At 65.6% G+C, this 14,833-nt stretch carries 19 protein-coding genes and 1 other RNA gene; 9 read left to right on the top strand and 11 right to left on the bottom strand.

Annotation, left to right across the window (positions count from 1 at the left end; all coding sequences use genetic code 11):
- Positions 1-4 precede the first annotated feature (4 nt).
- From truB to pnp, 3 genes are all read left to right on the top strand, one after another.
- Positions 5-1,012, top strand: a complete 1,008-nt coding sequence (gene truB, locus DF286_RS07015) for a tRNA pseudouridine(55) synthase TruB (RefSeq protein ID WP_109270781.1) — start codon at positions 5-7, stop codon at positions 1,010-1,012.
- Between the two features lie 18 nt (positions 1,013-1,030).
- A complete protein-coding gene (gene rpsO / locus DF286_RS07010; RefSeq protein WP_109270780.1) occupies positions 1,031-1,300 on the top strand; it encodes a 30S ribosomal protein S15 in 270 nt (89 codons plus the stop codon).
- A gap of 149 nt (positions 1,301-1,449) precedes the next feature.
- Positions 1,450-3,771, top strand: coding sequence for a polyribonucleotide nucleotidyltransferase (gene pnp / locus DF286_RS07005; RefSeq protein WP_109270779.1), 2,322 nt, complete (start codon positions 1,450-1,452; stop codon positions 3,769-3,771).
- Positions 3,772-4,106: 335 nt separating this feature from the next.
- Here pnp and DF286_RS07000 read toward each other — a convergent pair whose 3' ends face one another.
- The 6 genes from DF286_RS07000 to ssrA all read right to left on the bottom strand — a co-directional run bounded on the left by DF286_RS07000 (position 4,107) and on the right by ssrA (position 7,482).
- Positions 4,107-5,006: an OmpA family protein gene (locus DF286_RS07000; RefSeq protein ID WP_109270778.1), complete on the bottom strand. Its 900-nt coding sequence runs from the start codon at positions 5,004-5,006 to the stop codon at positions 4,107-4,109.
- A gap of 572 nt (positions 5,007-5,578) precedes the next feature.
- Positions 5,579-5,788 carry a hypothetical protein gene (locus tag DF286_RS06995; protein WP_109270777.1) on the bottom strand — a complete coding sequence of 70 codons (210 nt, stop codon included), beginning with the start codon at positions 5,786-5,788 and terminating at the stop codon, positions 5,579-5,581.
- Positions 5,789-5,847: 59 nt separating this feature from the next.
- A complete protein-coding gene (locus DF286_RS15115; RefSeq protein ID WP_158274638.1) occupies positions 5,848-5,991 on the bottom strand; it encodes a hypothetical protein in 144 nt (47 codons plus the stop codon).
- A 65-nt stretch (positions 5,992-6,056) separates the two neighbouring features.
- Positions 6,057-6,320, bottom strand: coding sequence for a translation initiation factor IF-1 (gene infA, locus DF286_RS06990; protein WP_109270776.1), 264 nt, complete (start codon positions 6,318-6,320; stop codon positions 6,057-6,059).
- Between the two features lie 334 nt (positions 6,321-6,654).
- Positions 6,655-6,933: a hypothetical protein gene (locus DF286_RS06985; protein ID WP_109270775.1), complete on the bottom strand. Its 279-nt coding sequence runs from the start codon at positions 6,931-6,933 to the stop codon at positions 6,655-6,657.
- Between the two features lie 172 nt (positions 6,934-7,105).
- Positions 7,106-7,482: a transfer-messenger RNA gene (gene ssrA / locus DF286_RS06980) on the bottom strand.
- A 160-nt stretch (positions 7,483-7,642) separates the two neighbouring features.
- On the opposite strand from ssrA, the gene DF286_RS06975 reads away from it, so the two are divergent.
- On the top strand, positions 7,643-8,317 hold the full coding sequence (locus DF286_RS06975) for a cistern family PEP-CTERM protein (RefSeq protein ID WP_109270774.1): 675 nt from the start codon (positions 7,643-7,645) through the stop codon (positions 8,315-8,317).
- On the opposite strand, the gene mscL is transcribed toward DF286_RS06975, so the two are convergent.
- On the bottom strand, positions 8,314-8,772 hold the full coding sequence (gene mscL / locus DF286_RS06970; RefSeq protein WP_109270773.1) for a large conductance mechanosensitive channel protein MscL: 459 nt from the start codon (positions 8,770-8,772) through the stop codon (positions 8,314-8,316). The genes DF286_RS06975 and mscL overlap by 4 nt on opposite strands.
- Before the next feature lie 73 nt (positions 8,773-8,845).
- Between mscL and DF286_RS06965 the strand changes: the two genes are divergently transcribed.
- The 4 genes from DF286_RS06965 (at position 8,846) to DF286_RS06950 (ending at position 11,588) form a co-directional block, all read left to right on the top strand.
- A complete protein-coding gene (locus tag DF286_RS06965; protein ID WP_109270772.1) occupies positions 8,846-9,451 on the top strand; it encodes a LemA family protein in 606 nt (201 codons plus the stop codon).
- Positions 9,452-9,551: 100 nt separating this feature from the next.
- Positions 9,552-10,316, top strand: coding sequence for a TPM domain-containing protein (locus DF286_RS06960; RefSeq protein ID WP_243444753.1), 765 nt, complete (start codon positions 9,552-9,554; stop codon positions 10,314-10,316).
- Positions 10,310-10,990 (top strand): TPM domain-containing protein, encoded by a 681-nt coding sequence (locus DF286_RS06955; RefSeq protein ID WP_109270770.1) that lies wholly within the window; start codon positions 10,310-10,312, stop codon positions 10,988-10,990. Before DF286_RS06960 ends, DF286_RS06955 begins: the two co-directional genes overlap by 7 nt.
- An 82-nt stretch (positions 10,991-11,072) precedes the next feature.
- A complete protein-coding gene (locus DF286_RS06950; RefSeq protein ID WP_109270769.1) occupies positions 11,073-11,588 on the top strand; it encodes an NUDIX hydrolase in 516 nt (171 codons plus the stop codon).
- A 204-nt stretch (positions 11,589-11,792) separates the two neighbouring features.
- On the opposite strand, the gene DF286_RS06945 is transcribed toward DF286_RS06950, so the two are convergent.
- From DF286_RS06945 to DF286_RS06930, 4 genes are all read right to left on the bottom strand, one after another.
- Complete coding sequence (locus DF286_RS06945; protein WP_109270768.1) at positions 11,793-12,164, bottom strand: hypothetical protein; 372 nt, start codon at positions 12,162-12,164, stop codon at positions 11,793-11,795.
- A gap of 66 nt (positions 12,165-12,230) precedes the next feature.
- Positions 12,231-12,509 carry an ETC complex I subunit gene (locus DF286_RS06940; protein ID WP_109270767.1) on the bottom strand — a complete coding sequence of 93 codons (279 nt, stop codon included), beginning with the start codon at positions 12,507-12,509 and terminating at the stop codon, positions 12,231-12,233.
- A 155-nt stretch (positions 12,510-12,664) separates the two neighbouring features.
- Positions 12,665-13,318, bottom strand: a complete 654-nt coding sequence (locus DF286_RS06935) for a glutathione S-transferase family protein (RefSeq protein WP_109270766.1) — start codon at positions 13,316-13,318, stop codon at positions 12,665-12,667.
- Positions 13,315-13,965, bottom strand: coding sequence for a dihydrofolate reductase family protein (locus DF286_RS06930; protein ID WP_109270765.1), 651 nt, complete (start codon positions 13,963-13,965; stop codon positions 13,315-13,317). The genes DF286_RS06935 and DF286_RS06930 overlap by 4 nt, the downstream gene beginning before the upstream one ends.
- A 90-nt stretch (positions 13,966-14,055) precedes the next feature.
- Here DF286_RS06930 and DF286_RS06925 point away from each other — a divergent pair, with 90 nt between their 5' ends.
- Positions 14,056-14,553: a winged helix-turn-helix transcriptional regulator gene (locus DF286_RS06925; protein WP_243444752.1), complete on the top strand. Its 498-nt coding sequence runs from the start codon at positions 14,056-14,058 to the stop codon at positions 14,551-14,553.
- The last annotated feature ends 280 nt before the right edge of the window (positions 14,554-14,833 follow it).

Here is a 14,833-nt window from a genome sequence, read left to right as displayed (position 1 = left end):
ACGAATGGCCATCCACGGCTGGCTGATCATCGACAAGCCGGTCGGGCCGGGGTCGACGCCGATCGTCTCGGCGGTGAAGCGGGCGCTGCGCGAGGGCGACTATCCCAAGGTGAAGGTCGGCCATGGCGGCACGCTCGACCCGCTGGCGAGCGGCGTCCTGCCGGTGGCCCTGGGCGAGGCGACGAAGCTCGCCGGGCGGATGCTCGACAGCGACAAGGTTTATGAGTTCGCGATCGGCTTCGGCACGGAGACCAGCACGCTCGATGCCGAAGGGGAGGCGGTGGCGACCTCCGACGTCCGGCCGACACTGGAGCAGGTGGAGGCCGTGCTGCCGCGCTTCACAGGGGAAATCGAGCAGGTGCCGCCGGCTTATTCCGCGCTGATGGTAGAGGGCAAGCGGGCCTATGATCGCGCTAGGGCCGGCGAACACGTCGAGATGAAGACGCGGCGGGTGACCGTGCATTCCCTTCAAATCCTCCCCGGAACGGGGAGGGGAACCGCGGCGCGAAGCGACGTGGTGGAGGGGTCGCGAGCGCCAGCGAGCCTGGAGAGGCCCCGCCCCCTCCACCATGCTGCGCATGGTCCCCCTCCCCGTTCCGGGGAGGAACTGGACGCCGTCACCCTCGTCGCCCATGTCTCCAAGGGCACCTATATCCGCTCGCTGGCGCGGGACATCGCCCGGGCGCTTGGCACCGTCGGCTCGGTCACCCTGCTGCGGCGGAGCAAGGCGGGGCCGTTCACCCTCGAACAGGCGATTTCGCTGGACAAATTGGGCGAACTCGCTAAGGCCCGCGACCTTGAACAGGCACTCTTGCCGTTGACGGCGGGGCTGGACGACATCCCGGCTCTCTCCGTCACCCCCGATCAGGCAAGGCTGCTCCGCCAGGGGCAGAAAGCGATCGGGATCGCCGCACAGCCAGGGCTCTACCTAGCGACCGACCAGTCTGTTCCGGTTGCGCTGGTGGAGCTTTCCGAGGGGCAGCTTCGGGTGGTGCGCGGCTTCAACCTCTAGTTTTCGAAAGGATGGACGATGTCGGTTACGGCTGAACGCAAGCAGGAAATCATCAAGGACAACGCCCGGGGCGGCACCGATACGGGTTCCCCGGAAGTCCAGGTCGCGATCCTCACGGAGCGCATCGCCAACCTCACCGAGCATTTCAAGACGCACGCCAAGGACAATCACTCCCGCCGCGGCCTTCTGATGCTCGTCAACAAGCGCCGCTCGCTTCTGGATTATCTCCGCAAGAAGGACGAGCAGCGTTATCTCGATCTCATCACGAAGCTCGGTCTTCGTAAGTAAAGCCGGAGCGGCCCTGCGGGGCCGCTTCGCATATCTGGCGACCGCAATCCGGCGGCGCCGGACTGGGCCATTTGGGTCCAACTCACCGGGCAGAGGCCCGGTTCATAGGCCGCCCGCCGCATAGGGCTGCGGGCGAGAAGGAAAAACAGATGTTCAACATGAAGAAAGTGGAAATCGAGTGGGGCGGAAAGACCCTGATACTCGAAACGGGCCGCGTTGCCCGTCAGGCCGACGGCGCGGTGCTCGCGACCCTCGGCGAAACCGTCGTCCTGTGCGCCGTCACCGCGGCGAAGAATGTGAAGCCGGGGCAGGATTTCTTCCCGCTGACCGTCCACTATCAGGAAAAATTCTCGGCCGCCGGGCGCATCCCGGGCGGCTTCTTCAAGCGCGAGCGCGGCGCCACCGAAAAGGAAACGCTGACCAGCCGCCTCATCGACCGTCCCATTCGCCCGCTCTTCCCGGAAGGCTTCTACAACGAAGTCCTCGTGATCGCGCAGGTGCTCTCCTATGACGGCGAGAACGAGCCGGACATCGTCGCGATGATCGCGGCGTCGGCGGCGCTGACCCTGTCGGGCATCCCGTTCATGGGCCCGATCTCGGCCGCCCGCGTCGGCTACAAGGACGGCGGATATATCCTCAACCCGACCCAGGAGCAGGTGAAGGACGGCGAGCTCGATCTCGTCGCCGCCGGCACCTACGACGCCGTGCTGATGGTGGAATCGGAAGCCAAGGAGCTGTCCGAGGACGTCATGCTGGGCGCCGTCATGTTCGCCCACAAGGAAGGCCAGAAGGTCATCGAGGCGATCATCAAGCTCGCCGAGCAGGCCGCCAAGGAGCCTTGGGAGCTCGCGCAGGCCGACAACATGGCGGACGTCAGGCAGAAGCTCACGGACCTCGTCGGCAACGACATCGCCGAGGCCTATCGCACGACCAGCAAGTCGGAGCGTTCGGCCCTGCTCAACGCCGCCCGCGACAAGGCGAAGGAAGCCTTCGCCGAGGCCGATCCGCAGGCCCAGCTGGCCGCGGCGAAGCTGGTCAAGAAGCTCGAGGCGGAAATCGTCCGCACGGCGATCCTGAAGGAAGGCCGCCGCATCGACGGCCGCGACACCAAGACCGTCCGTCCGATCGAAGCGATGGTCGGCTTCCTGCCGCGCACCCACGGCTCGGCCCTGTTCACCCGCGGCGAGACGCAGGCGATCTGCACCACCACCTTGGGCACCAAGGACTCGGAGCAGATGATCGACGGGCTGGAGGGCCTTTCCTACCAGCGCTTCATGCTGCACTATAACTTCCCGCCTTATTCGGTCGGCGAAGTGGGCCGCTTCGGCGCCCCGGGCCGCCGCGAAGTCGGCCACGGCAAGCTCGCCTGGCGCGCGCTTCATCCGGTGCTGCCGACGGCGGAGGAGTTCCCGTACACGATCCGCGTCCTCTCCGACATCACCGAGTCCAACGGCTCGTCGTCGATGGCGACGGTGTGCGGCGGCAGCCTCGCCATGATGGACGCCGGCGTTCCGCTGAAGCGTCCGGTCTCCGGCATCGCCATGGGCCTGATCCTCGAGGGTGACGACTATGCCGTCATCTCCGACATCCTGGGCGACGAGGATCATCTCGGCGACATGGACTTCAAGGTCGCCGGCACGTCCGAGGGCATCACGTCCCTCCAGATGGACATCAAGATCGCCGGCATCACCGAGGAGATCATGAAGACCGCGCTGCACCAGGCCAATGAGGGCCGGGCGCACATCCTCGGCGAGATGGCCAAGGCGCTCGACCACACCCGCGGCGAGCTTTCGGCCCATGCCCCGCGCATCGAGACGATGCAGATCGACAAATCGAAGATCCGCGACGTCATCGGCACCGGCGGCAAGGTCATCCGCGAGATCGTCGCCGAGACCGGCGCCAAGGTCGACATCGACGACGACGGCGTCATCAAGATCAGCTCTTCGGACCTCAGCCAGATCGAGGCCGCGAAGAAGTGGATCCAGGGCATCGTCGAGGAGCCGGAGGTCGGCAAGATCTACACCGGCAAGGTCGTGAACCTCGTCGATTTCGGCGCCTTCGTGAACTTCATGGGCGGCAAGGACGGCCTCGTCCACGTCTCGGAGATCAAGAACGAGCGTGTCGAGAAGGTCGGCGACGTCCTCTCCGAAGGCCAGGAAGTGAAGGTCAAGGTGCTGGAAGTCGACCAGCGCGGCAAGGTCCGCCTGTCGATGCGGGTCGTCGACCAGGAAACCGGCGAGGAGCTGGAGGACACCCGTCCGCCGCGCGAGGAGCGTCCCCGCGGCGAGCGCGGCGACCGTGGCCCCCGCCGCGACGGCGAAGGCCGCCGTGATCGTGGCCGTGGCCGGGATCGTGGCGATCGTGATCGCGGCCCCCGCCGCGAGCGCGGCGAACGCTCCGATCGCCCGGAGAAGGATGACGGGAGCGAGCCCGAATTCGCCCCGGCCTTCCTGACCCGCGACGACGACTAAGCTAGCGGGGGCGCCAGTCCCCACGAGCGAGCAAGAAGGCCCCGCAGAGATGCGGGGCCTTTTAGTTTGGAATGTCCCGGATTGGCCCGACGCGAACGATCGGCTTCGGACCTGCCGACGGGAGGGCTGCCATCAGCGCATGATCGCCGGACAAGCTGCCGTGGAGCGCCGATTCATCAATGGTCATCGTGAGCGTCGTCCCGGATCGAGTGCACGGTTGGGTGTGCAGCACTCCAGCAGCAAGCGAAGGGACCGATGAAGCTCTAGTTGCGAGCTCGGGCGCAAAGCTGATCCAGCCGGGAATGGCGGGGTGGGCTTAGCCCACCCCGCGCGTCTTACAGGCCGTCGACGGCCTTGCTGACCAGGATGTTCACCGCGACGCGGCGGTTCTGCGCCTTGCCTTCGGCGGTGTCGTTGCTCGCCGCCGGATCGGCTTCGGCCATGCCGGTGGGGGTCAGCATCCGGTAGGGCTTCCAGCCGCAGGCCTGCTGGAGATGATTGACGACGCGGCCCGCCCGCTTCTCGCTGAGCTGCTGGTTATAATCCAGCTCGCCCGTCGAATCGGTGTAGCCGACAACGAGCAGCAGGGCGTTGTCCATCGCCTCGGCTTCGGTGGCCGTGGCGCAGAGCTCGGCCTGGGCCTCGGCGGACAGCACCGCCTTGTTGGTATCGAAATGCACGTTGGTCGTGCGCTTGATGTTGTACTGGTCGAGATCGCCCATGCGGCCGCGCAGCGCTTCCGTTGCGGCGGCATTCTGCTGGATGGCCGCACCATGCTCGTTGAAGCGCTGGTCGGTGCCGTTATGGATCATCGAGGCAGTCTTGAGGTCCTTGTTCTTGAGATCGACCTCGCTCGCGACCAGGCCGCCCTCCCACTGCAATGTGTCGACGCTGACCGGCAGACCGTTGAGCAGCGAAGTGACCTCGAGCTCGGAGCGATTGAGGCCCAGAAAACCTCCGCTCGATTTGACCCTCGTGTCATCGGTCAGGGTGAGGACCGTGCTGGTGCCGTCGGCGGTCGTGACCTGCATCTGGTTGCCGCTGCGGGCGGAGATGATGCCCTCGACCTTGGGACCTTCGGTCATCTGGGACGCGTCGGGCGGGGCCGGGGCATAGACCGTCGCCAGGACTTCGCTTTCCGACGGGTCCTGGGCCTGCGCAGCCAAGCCGACCGGCGCTGTGCCGGCCAGCATGGCCAGTAAGAGAACTTTTGGGCTTCTGGAAATGACTCTCATTGCTATTCCTTCAAACTCGACCAGTCAGGCCTGCATGATCGCAGCTTCTCGTCCGACCGCCGCCCCCATGGCGGTGTATCCGGCTGTCAGAACCCTCTCCATCTAGCTTCATCCAAAGGTGCGGCATGTGGCTGCACCTGAACACACCATGGCCGAGCACCATGGATGCTCCTGCCCGTGTCAGGCCAACCTTTCGCCCAGATGAACACGCCCGGGGCTACCCGCAGTTGTGCGGATACCAGGAGCGGATGGTGAGACGAGCCGATGGGGACGCCGCCGCACGAACGAGGCGCGGGCGTCGCACTCGATCGCGCTTCTCGGCAGTCCCACGGCACCAGTTCGATGCGGATTTGATGCCAATTGACGGCCGGCAAACGGCTGGGCCGGCGCTGGCATCGGCCGCCCTGCAAGAGGTCCGCGAAGGCATGGGCGCAACGGCGCCGCGATCGAGCGGCGGCGGAGCGTCACCGAAGAGGGGAAGGCGCGTGGTCGGCGGGCGTGGGCAGGTCGACGCCCGCCGACGCGCTTGGGATGAACGGCTCGGGGAAGCCGCAGGCGGGCTTCAGCCGCGGCTATTTGAGGGCGAACTGGCCCGCCTCGGCCGCGAAATGCTCCTTGGCGTGGTTGCGGGCCGCGGTCGCGGTCTTGAAGTGCTCATCCTGCAGATGTGAGGTGACGATGGGGTAGCCCTGACTGTTGTAGCGAGTCTCCCGAACCGTCAGCCTGAAATTGCCCTCCTCGTCCTTGGCTATGAGGAAAGGGCGGACGGGAATTCGCGACATGACAGGGTCTCCATAGGTTGAAATCGGCCCCTTCCGGTCGGAAGGGGCTGGGGTCGAGGTCAGCCGATCAGGTCGGCGACGATCCGGCGCAGTTCGCGGCCGGAAAGAGTGGGGGAGCGGCGCTCGGCAGCCGGCCGGCTCCCTGCCCCCGCAAAGACGGGGGAGAGCTTGATGCGGTTAGCCCGCGTTGTTCCAATGTTCATTTCATTCCTTCGGCGGCTTCTGGCCGCCTTGTTGTCGTCAATGTCCGCGTTTCGCGCGGGCTATATTATCGCCTGAAGCCGCTCCGCCGCGGGCCGGGGCCCTGGCCGGGCGTCTTCTCGCGGAAGATGATCCGTCCCTTCGAGAGATCATAAGGAGTCATCTCGACATGGACGCGATCGCCCACCACCGATCTGATCCGGAACCGGCGCATCCGTCCGGCCGTGTAGGCTATGATCCGATGCTCGTTGTCGAGCATCACGCCGAAGCGTCCATCGGGCAGGATCTCGTCGATCTGCCCTTCCATCGTCAGCAATTCTTCCTTCGCCATTCCGTTCCTTTCGCGTCAAAATGCGGATGATCCCGCACTCGAGGCGGGGCGCAGGCGACGGTGAAAAGGAAGATAGGCCGGAAAAGGCGTCAAATTCCGTCGCAGGCGACGTCAGCCCCATTGATATGGGCCTCAAGCGGCCGGATTGCAAATAAAGGGTCGGCGGCGGCCATGGCCGAGCCGAACACCGCACCAGGCGGACCGTACTGCCGGGCAATCCTTCCGCGCCGGCGGAATGACCGCCGCACAGGTGAACTCCAAGACGACAGGGCCCAAACGACTGAAGGGGTTGCCGGGTCGCCGGCAACCCCTTCATCGTCTGGCCCAAAGCGCCTTATCGCGCGTCGTCGACGGCTTCCGCCTGATTCTCGCCCGCTTCCTCGACGGCGTCGGCCTGGTTCTCCAGGGCCGCGGCCTGATTTTCGAGCGTCATCTCGGCGGCGCCGGTGGTGTTCTCCGCCTGATCCATCAGGTTTTCCGCTTCCATCTCGAGCATGTCGGCCTGGTTGTCGGCCGACGCCTCGATATTCTCGGCGGCGTCGTCGCCCCCGCCGCCGCAGGCCGCGAGCGCGGCGAAGGCGGAAAGAGCGATGGCTTTGGACACGAATTTCATGAGCACTCCCCTCAGTCAGAGAGCGCTATAATCCTTACGGCGCCGCTATGGTTCCGAAATAATGCGACGAACCGAGAGGCAAGGTGCGCGATTCCATCGACGAAAGGAGGAAGATCCTGGCTAAATAGCTGGAAGTGGGGAGCTTCTGTTGCTCGGCGCTCCCCGTGCCGCCGGTTTCCCTTTCTGTTGCCCGGTAGGGTCCGAACCGCGCTTTTGTCTGATATAACTCAGTCCGTGAGGACCGGGTTACGCAGCAATCGCAAGAGCCTCGTTATCGTTGGCACTTATGGTTCTGAGCCTTTAACGGGTTACTCAGCCCGGGCGAAAACAGCGCCTTTCAACACACGTCGATCCTGGTTCGGCCCCATCAGCAACTGGGTTGCTCATTGGCCCGCATGAAGCGTGCCGCCGACACTCACCCAGCTCCTGGTGGAGCCGCCGGGTACTGCCCCCGGGTCCGCTGCGCCTATTATACGCCGCAGTTTATCGCCATAGCCGGGCGAACCCGGCACGGCCCATATAGGCCCTATTCGCGCGCATTTAAAGGTTTGCCGAACCAACCCCGGTGAGCCTCCAAGGCGGCCGCGAAATGGTTAGGCCGTCGTTATTCTTTACAGTTGCGGAGACGTTAAGCATCGAGTCCCGCGGACGAGCGCGGTTGGCACGGCCGTTGCTTCTGTCGGCCCGAGGAACCTTCAAGGGGGTCGTTATGTCCTTTACCAAGATCTCGCTGGCCGTGACGGCCCTGCTCGCATCGGCGTCGGCGGCCCATGCCAACGTCATCACCGTCTCCGCCGCAGACATCGGCAATTCCTATACGATCGACTATGACGGCTTCACCGACGGCCAGACGATCGACGGCCTCACCGGCCAGACGACGTTCACGCTCACCGGCGTTACCGGCACGACCTACAGCTTCGACTATTCGGTCGCCAACACGTCGAGCGATCCGATCGACGCGTCGCGCATCTCGATCTTCGGTTTCAACACCGATCCCAACATCTCCGGCGCCACCTCCACCGGCGAGTTCGATCAGACCGCCAGCGGCAACGTGCCGAGCGGCTTCGGCCACGTCGAGGTCTGCTTCAAGGGCGCCACCGGGCCCAATTGCTCGGGCGGCGGCTCCGCCGGCGTCGAGCTTGGCGACAGCACCACCGGTTCGCTGACGCTGAGCTTCGCGGACATGCTCGACGAGCTGACGCTCAGCGACTTCTTCGTCCGCTACCAGTCGATTGACGGCCCCGGCATGACCGGCGGGTCGGCGATCGGCCGCGGCACGGTCAGCTCCTCGGGCGGAACGCCGGTCCCGGCTCCGGCCGCGCTGGGCCTGTTCGCCATCGCGGCGGGCGGCCTCCTCACCCGCCGCACGCGCAAGGCAGCCTAAGCCGGATCGTCCGGCGGCTCCCGCCGGCCGCCCTGGCTCCTGAGTTCGTCGCGTATCTCCCGCAACAGGGCGACGTCCGCCGGTTCGGCGGGCGTCGGCACGTCCTTGTCGGGGATCGCCTTCTTCATGGCGCGCACGAGCAGGAAGATGATGAAGGCGACGATCAGGAAATTGACGGCGGCCGTCACGAACTGGCCGTAGCCGATCATCGGCACGCCGGCGGCCTTGAGCGCGGCGTAATTGTCCGGGTCGCCGGTATAGCTCGCAGGCGGCGGGCCGAGGCGGATGAAATAATTGGAGAAGTCGAGGTCCCCAACCAGCCAGCCGAGCACCGGCATCAGTAGGTCGTCGGTCAGCGAGTTGACGATGCCCGTGAAGGCGGCGCCGATGATGACCGCCACCGCCAGGTCGATGACGTTGCCGCGGTTGATGAAATCCCGGAAACCCTTCAGCATGACAGCCCCCGTTGCGGTTGCGCATCTAAAAGCCTAATTCGCGAGACACGATATGCAAGGGAGGGACCAGTCAATGACCCGCATTCGCCTCAAAGCCGCGTTGCTCGCACCCGCCGCGTTCCTCTTGCTCACCGCCTGCGGCATCAACTCCATCCCGACCGCGGAAGAGGACGTGAAGGCGCGCTGGGCGGACGTCGAGAACCAGTATCAGCGCCGCGCCGACCTCATCCCGAATCTGGTGGCGACGGTGAAGGGCTTCGCCGCCCAGGAGAGCGATGTGCTGACGCAGGTCACCGAGGCGCGGGCGCGGGCCTCGTCGATCCAGGTCGATCCCGACGATCTCGACAACCCGGAGGCGATGCGGCAGTTCGGCGCCGCCCAGGGAGAGCTGGATTCGGCGCTGGGCCGGCTGCTGGTGACGGTCGAGGCCTATCCGCAGCTCACATCCAACCAGAATTTCCTCGCCCTCCAGTCGCAGCTCGAAGGCACGGAGAACCGCATTTCGATCGCCCGGCGCGACTACAACCAGTCGGTGCAGGAATATAACACCCTCATCCGCACTTTCCCGGCGGTGATCGGCGCCAACATCTTCTACGGCGCCGAGCCGATGCAGCCTTTCGAGGCGACCACCGCCAATGCCGAAGTGGCGCCGACGGTGGATTTCGGCAACTCGCAGTAAGGTGGTCTCCCGCGCACCGTTCGCCCTGAGCCTGTCGAAGGGGCGTTTTTCCCTTCCGCGGAAACGAAGGGGCGGGCTCCGACAGTCTCAGACCGAAGGGTTGTGGGTGTTCCTCGCGCTTCTGCTGGGGCTGTTGCTGGCGGGACCGGCCGGTGCGCAGGAGTTCCCGAAACTCACCGGTCGGGTGATCGATGCCGCAAATATCCTGTCGCCGGCGGACGAGGCTGCGCTCACCCAGAAGCTGGCGGCGCTGGAGCAGGCGTCGACGCGGCAGCTGGTGGTCGCCACCATCCCGGATCTCCAGGATTATCCGATCGAGGAATATGGCTACCGGCTGGGGCGCAGCTGGGGCATCGGCCAGGCGGAGGCGAACAACGGCGCCATCCTGATCGTCGCGCCCAACGAGCGACGGGTCCGGATCGAGGTCGGCTACGGCCTGGAGCCGATCCTGACCGATGCGCTTTCCAGCGTCATCATCCAGACGCAGATCCTGCCGCGCTTCCGGGAGAATGATTATCCCGGCGGCATCATCGCCGGCGCCGACGCCATCGTCGCCCAGCTCCAGGCGCCGCCGGAGGTCGCCGAGCAGCGGGTGATGGAAGCGGCGGCGCAGCAGCGGGAGAGCCAGGAAGGCGGCTCCATCTTCCCGCTCATCTTCTGGGGCATGGTGCTGGTCTTCATCATCATCCCGATGTTCCGCGGCGGCCGGCGCGGGCGCCGCTATCGCCGCGGCGGTTTGCCGGTCGTGATCTGGGGCCCGGGAACGGGCGGCTGGGGCGGCGGCTCGAGCGGCGGCGGCGGCTTCGGCGGATTTTCGGGCGGCGGCGGGTCGTTCGGCGGCGGCGGAGCCTCGGGGGGATGGTGACGGCGAGGTTCAGCGAGGCCGATCACGCGCTGGTCACGGCCGCAGTCGCCAAGGCGGAGCTGGCGAGCGACGGCGAGATCGTCACCATCGTCGCCGACAAGTCCGACAGCTACCACGATGTCGGCCTCCATTATGCGGTGCTGGCGATGCTGCTGGTGCCGGCCGTGCTCGCCTTCGTGTCGCGAAGTTGTATCGAGTGGATGCTGCAGCCCTTCCTGGGCTGGAATGCCGGCCTCAGCCAGGGCGCGCTGATGATCTTCCTGTTCGTCTTGCTGGCGCTGGCATTCCTAATCGTCCGCTTCGCCCTTGCCTGGATGCCGCTGCGCATGGCGCTGACGCCGGGATCCACCAAATCGCGCCGCGTCCTTCGCCGCGCGCTCCAGCTGTTCAAGGTCGGGGCCGAGCGCCGCACCGTCGGCCGCACCGGGGTCCTCATCTATCTGTCGCTGCTGGAGCACCGCGCCGAAATCGTCGCCGACGAAGCGATTCACAGCCGGGTCGAGCCCGAGGTCTGGGGCGATGCCATGGCGGCGCTGATCGAGGGCGTGAAGGCGGGGCACCCCGGGAAGGGCATGGCCAATGCGGTCGAGAAGGTCGGCGCGGTGCTGGCCGAGCATCTGCCGCGCAGCTCGACCGACATCAACGAGCTTCCGGACCGCCTCATCGAGCTATGACTTCACGCATGTATCAACAGACAGCCAGCTCCACCTGCCGCTGGCCCCGAACCTTTACCGGCGTCACGGGAGGGCGGTCGAAATGACCGAACCCGTGGAAGTGATGTGGCAAGGCAAGTTCATTGCCGCCAAGCGCCAGGGCAAATGGGAGTTCGTCTCGCGCACTCGCGGCGTCAGCGCGGCCGTGATCCTGGCGGTGGACGACGGTCATGTCCTGCTCGTCGAGCAGCCGCGTGCCCCGCTCGGCCGAAACTGCCTCGAACTTCCCGCCGGCCTCGTCGGCGACGAGGAGGAAGGCGAAGAGGTTGAAGTCGCCGCGATCCGCGAGTTGGAGGAGGAAACCGGCTATCGCGCCGAGCATATGGTCGACCTCGGCCGCTTCCATGCGTCGCCGGGCATGTCCTCCGAAGGCTTCACCCTGCTCCGCGCCGAGGGCCTGACGAAGGTCGGCGAAGGCGGCGGCACCGAAGGCGAGGAGATCACCGTCTATCGCGTGAAGCTGGAGGAGGTACCCGCCTTCGTCGAGGCCAAGCGCCAGGCGGGAGTGGCGATGGACGTGAAGCTGTTGTTGCTGCTGGCGTCATCCCTCCTCTCGTAGGGGAGGTCGATAGAGGAAGGCGGTCCACCCCACTCAGGCGGTCCACCCCACTCCGCGTCATCCCGGCGAAAGCCGGGATCCAAGAACAATCGCGATCAATAACAAGGGCGACGAGCGCGTCGCTGTACCTTCCAAACGCCAGTGTTCTTGGGCCCCGGCTTCCGCCGGGGTGACGGAAATGCCCGAGCGTTTGACGGACGCGCGCTATTCCTCCTTGCCGCTTCCCTTCTTCAGCCATTCGGCCTTGCGCGCGACGGATTCGATGGTGAAGGGCTCGTCGGCCTTGGCGCGGCTTATGGTGTGGCGCCAGCTGCGGGCGCTGAGCTCGGCCCCCAGGCAACGATGTTCGTCGATCCGGTGGCCCTCGGCTTCGGCGCGCACCATGTGGATGCGCACGTCGCCGGCGGCGATGCTGTAGGGGCCCTCGACCGCGTCGAAATCCTGCTGCCGTGCCTGCTCGACCAGTCCCTCCAGATGAGTCCGGCAGGCGGCCGCATCCGCAAAGCGCTGGGCGGGCTCGAACTCGGCCGGTTCCGCGGCGGCGATGAGCAGGAGAGGAAGAAGCGCGCGGATCATGCCGCCTTTTCAGCCTTGGCCACTGAACCGATGCTGAAGGCCGCCGATCTCGCCATGCCCGCTAGGTCAGCGGAAATTGTCCGCATAGGATTGGATCTTCAGCTTGCGCTCGGCCGGCGGCACGAGGTGGTAGGCGATGCCGTAGCGGTCGGCATAGCCCTTGGCGGCCTCGAAGCTGTCGAAGGTGAGGATCACCTGGGACTGGGTGTCGGTGCCGCCGGACCAGCCCATCAGCGGGTCGGCGCGGCGCGGCGCGTGCGATTCGAACTCCAGCACCCATTCGCCCTCGCGGGCCGTGCCCGACTGCATCGCGTTCTTGGACCGCCGGAAAATGCGCGCCGCCATATCTGCTTCAATCCCTGAATCTGAACCCTGGTTCCCGCGTCCTATACCGGCAGTTGGGGCCTGTCGAATGTGGTTTGTACCTGGTCCGGATCGAATCATCGCTTGCCTGGTGCAGAGCGTCCGATGGCGCTCAGGCTTCGTGCAGCTGGCCGCGTCTAGTCCCGGTCCGGCGCGCCGCCGGGGAAGAAGGCGCGATAGGGCCGGGCCTCGTCGATGCAGCGCTTGAAGGCGGGGCGGGCCATCAGCCGCTCGCGATAGGCGGCGACATTGGGAAAGCGGCCGTCCATCGGATGGCTCCAATCGGCATAGAAGAGCTGCGGCCCGGCCGAGCAGTCGGCGAGGCTGAAGGCGCCCGCCGCCCATTCGCGGCCGGCCATGCGCGCATCGAGCCAGGCATAGGCCTTGTCGAGCGCTGCCCGCGCATCGGCGACGCCGCGCGGGTCGCGCTCCGCCTCCGGCCGCAGCAGGTCGGCGACCAGCTTCTGCTGCGGCGTCGCGACATAATTGTCGAAGAAGCGGTCGAGCATCCTGACCTCGATCGCCGCGTCCGGATCGTCCGGGATCAGCGGTACCGGCCCCGGGTGATGGAGGTGGAGATATTCGATGATCGTCGTCGCCTCGGGCACCACCCGCTCGCCCTCGCGCAGCACCGGGAACTTGCCGATCGGCCAGATCCGCGCCAGCTCCTCCCAGGCCTCATTGCCGGGCTCCAGCATCCTCAGCGCGAAGGGATGGCCGTTCTCGTAGAAGGCGGTGATCGCTTTCTGGCAGTAGGAGGAGAAGGGGTGGGCGAAGAGCTCGATGTTCATGACGCCTTCTCCTTGTTCAGGACGATATGAGTCGCCTTGTCGGTCGCTACTCGCTCCGCGACGCGAAAACCCTGCGCCGGCAGGTCGATCCCGGCAAGGAGATGTTCGCCATCGCCGAGCAGTATCGGCGCGATCGCCAGGTGCATCTCGTCGATCAGGCCCGCCTCCAAATATTGTCTGACCGTGGACACGCCGCCACCGACTCGTATGTCCTTGCCCGCGGCCGCCTTCCGCGCATGTTCGAGCGCTTCCCCGGGACCACCGGTGACGAAGTGGAACACGGTGCCGCCCTCCATCTCAAGCGGCGCGCGCGGATGATGGGTGAGGACGAAGACCGGGACATGGTAGGGCGGGTTCTCGCCCCACCAGCCGCGCCAGGATTCATCAGGCCAGGGGCCGCGCACCGGGCCGAACATGTTGCGGCCCATGATCCAGGCGCCGACATTCTCGAAGCTGCGCTTGGCGAAATCGTCGTCGATGCCGGTCGTCCCGCTCTTGCCGGAAAGCTCTTTAAAGGCCTCGGTCGGAAACATCCATTCATGGAGGGCTTCGCCGCCCCGACCCAGCGGCTCGTCCGCGGTCTGCTCCGGCCCCGCGCCATAGCCGTCGATTGAGATAGTGAAAGCGGCCACCTTGAGCTTCGACATGATTCGCTTCCTTCACCGCTTGTGAAATGCAACTGGTTGCGAACTACGCCTACCGATTGTATATTGCAAGCGGTTTTCGACAGGAGATTCGTGAGCGTGGCGGAGATGCGGTCGGGATGTCCGATCAACCTGACATTGGAGGTGCTGGGCGATCGCTGGAGCCTCATCGTCCTTCGCGACATGATGTTCGGCAATCGCCGCCACTTCCGCGAGCTGTTGAACCGGTCGGAGGAGGGCATCGCTTCCAACATTCTCACCGACCGGCTGAAGCGGCTGGTGAGGGAGGGGCTCGTCACCAGGGCCGACGACCCCAGCCACAAGCAGAAGGCGATCTACAGCCTCACCGAAAAGGCGATCCAGCTCCTCCCCCTGTTCGTCGTGATGGGCGCCTGGGGCCGCCGCCACCTGGCCGTGACTCACGAGCTCTCGGTTCGGGCCAAGCTGCTCGAAGAGGGCGGGCCGGACATGTGGAACGATTTCATGGACGAGCTTCGCGCAGCCCATCTCGGAGCACCTCTGGAGCGGGAAGGGCCGAGCGTTGCCGAGCGCCTCCAGGCCGCCTATGAGGCCGCGCGATCGGCTCCCTGAAAACCGTCAGCGCAAAGTCGCGGAAATCCGCCAATGCGACGAAGCGAGTGGTTAAAATTGGGCGAACGGCCTTGCATCCAATTTTAGTTCGGGCACAATGGGTAGTGGCGCAACCTAGGGGGTGACGCTAGACGTTGTAGGCGCTGCCCGCGAACACCATATTCGCGGATAAAGGCTTTTCGTGCCCTGTGGATATCGGGGACAAGCCCAAAATAGCGCCCCGCCCCCATGGAAAAGCGCCTAAGCTGGCGATAATTCGCTGGCGAACGGAACAAGAACA

The sequence above is a fragment of the Sphingosinicella humi genome (assembly GCF_003129465.1).
In the GTDB taxonomy this organism is placed as follows: Bacteria; Pseudomonadota; Alphaproteobacteria; order Sphingomonadales; family Sphingomonadaceae; genus Allosphingosinicella; species Allosphingosinicella humi.
The sequence above is the reverse complement of the archived record's forward strand: the minus strand, read 5'-3'. Positions and strand labels throughout refer to the sequence as shown.

Excerpts from the sequence above, each read along its gene's own strand:
- infA (WP_109270776.1), bottom strand. The coding sequence starts at position 6,320 with ATGGCGAAGGAAGAATTGCTGACGATGGAAGGGCAGATCGACGAGATC.
- DF286_RS06995 (WP_109270777.1), bottom strand. The coding sequence starts at position 5,788 with ATGTCGCGAATTCCCGTCCGCCCTTTCCTCATAGCCAAGGACGAGGAG.
- DF286_RS06930 (WP_109270765.1), bottom strand. The coding sequence starts at position 13,965 with ATGTCGAAGCTCAAGGTGGCCGCTTTCACTATCTCAATCGACGGCTAT.
- DF286_RS06965 (WP_109270772.1), top strand. The coding sequence starts at position 8,846 with ATGACCCGCATTCGCCTCAAAGCCGCGTTGCTCGCACCCGCCGCGTTC.
- DF286_RS06950 (WP_109270769.1), top strand. The coding sequence starts at position 11,073 with ATGACCGAACCCGTGGAAGTGATGTGGCAAGGCAAGTTCATTGCCGCC.
- pnp (WP_109270779.1), top strand. The coding sequence starts at position 1,450 with ATGTTCAACATGAAGAAAGTGGAAATCGAGTGGGGCGGAAAGACCCTG.
- DF286_RS06935 (WP_109270766.1), bottom strand. The coding sequence starts at position 13,318 with ATGAACATCGAGCTCTTCGCCCACCCCTTCTCCTCCTACTGCCAGAAA.
- DF286_RS15115 (WP_158274638.1), bottom strand. The coding sequence starts at position 5,991 with ATGAACATTGGAACAACGCGGGCTAACCGCATCAAGCTCTCCCCCGTC.
- DF286_RS06985 (WP_109270775.1), bottom strand. The coding sequence starts at position 6,933 with ATGAAATTCGTGTCCAAAGCCATCGCTCTTTCCGCCTTCGCCGCGCTC.
- DF286_RS06945 (WP_109270768.1), bottom strand. The coding sequence starts at position 12,164 with ATGATCCGCGCGCTTCTTCCTCTCCTGCTCATCGCCGCCGCGGAACCG.
- rpsO (WP_109270780.1), top strand. The coding sequence starts at position 1,031 with ATGTCGGTTACGGCTGAACGCAAGCAGGAAATCATCAAGGACAACGCC.
- mscL (WP_109270773.1), bottom strand. The coding sequence starts at position 8,772 with ATGCTGAAGGGTTTCCGGGATTTCATCAACCGCGGCAACGTCATCGAC.
- truB (WP_109270781.1), top strand. The coding sequence starts at position 5 with ATGGCCATCCACGGCTGGCTGATCATCGACAAGCCGGTCGGGCCGGGG.
- DF286_RS06975 (WP_109270774.1), top strand. The coding sequence starts at position 7,643 with ATGTCCTTTACCAAGATCTCGCTGGCCGTGACGGCCCTGCTCGCATCG.
- DF286_RS06955 (WP_109270770.1), top strand. The coding sequence starts at position 10,310 with ATGGTGACGGCGAGGTTCAGCGAGGCCGATCACGCGCTGGTCACGGCC.
- DF286_RS06940 (WP_109270767.1), bottom strand. The coding sequence starts at position 12,509 with ATGGCGGCGCGCATTTTCCGGCGGTCCAAGAACGCGATGCAGTCGGGC.
- DF286_RS07000 (WP_109270778.1), bottom strand. The coding sequence starts at position 5,006 with ATGAGAGTCATTTCCAGAAGCCCAAAAGTTCTCTTACTGGCCATGCTG.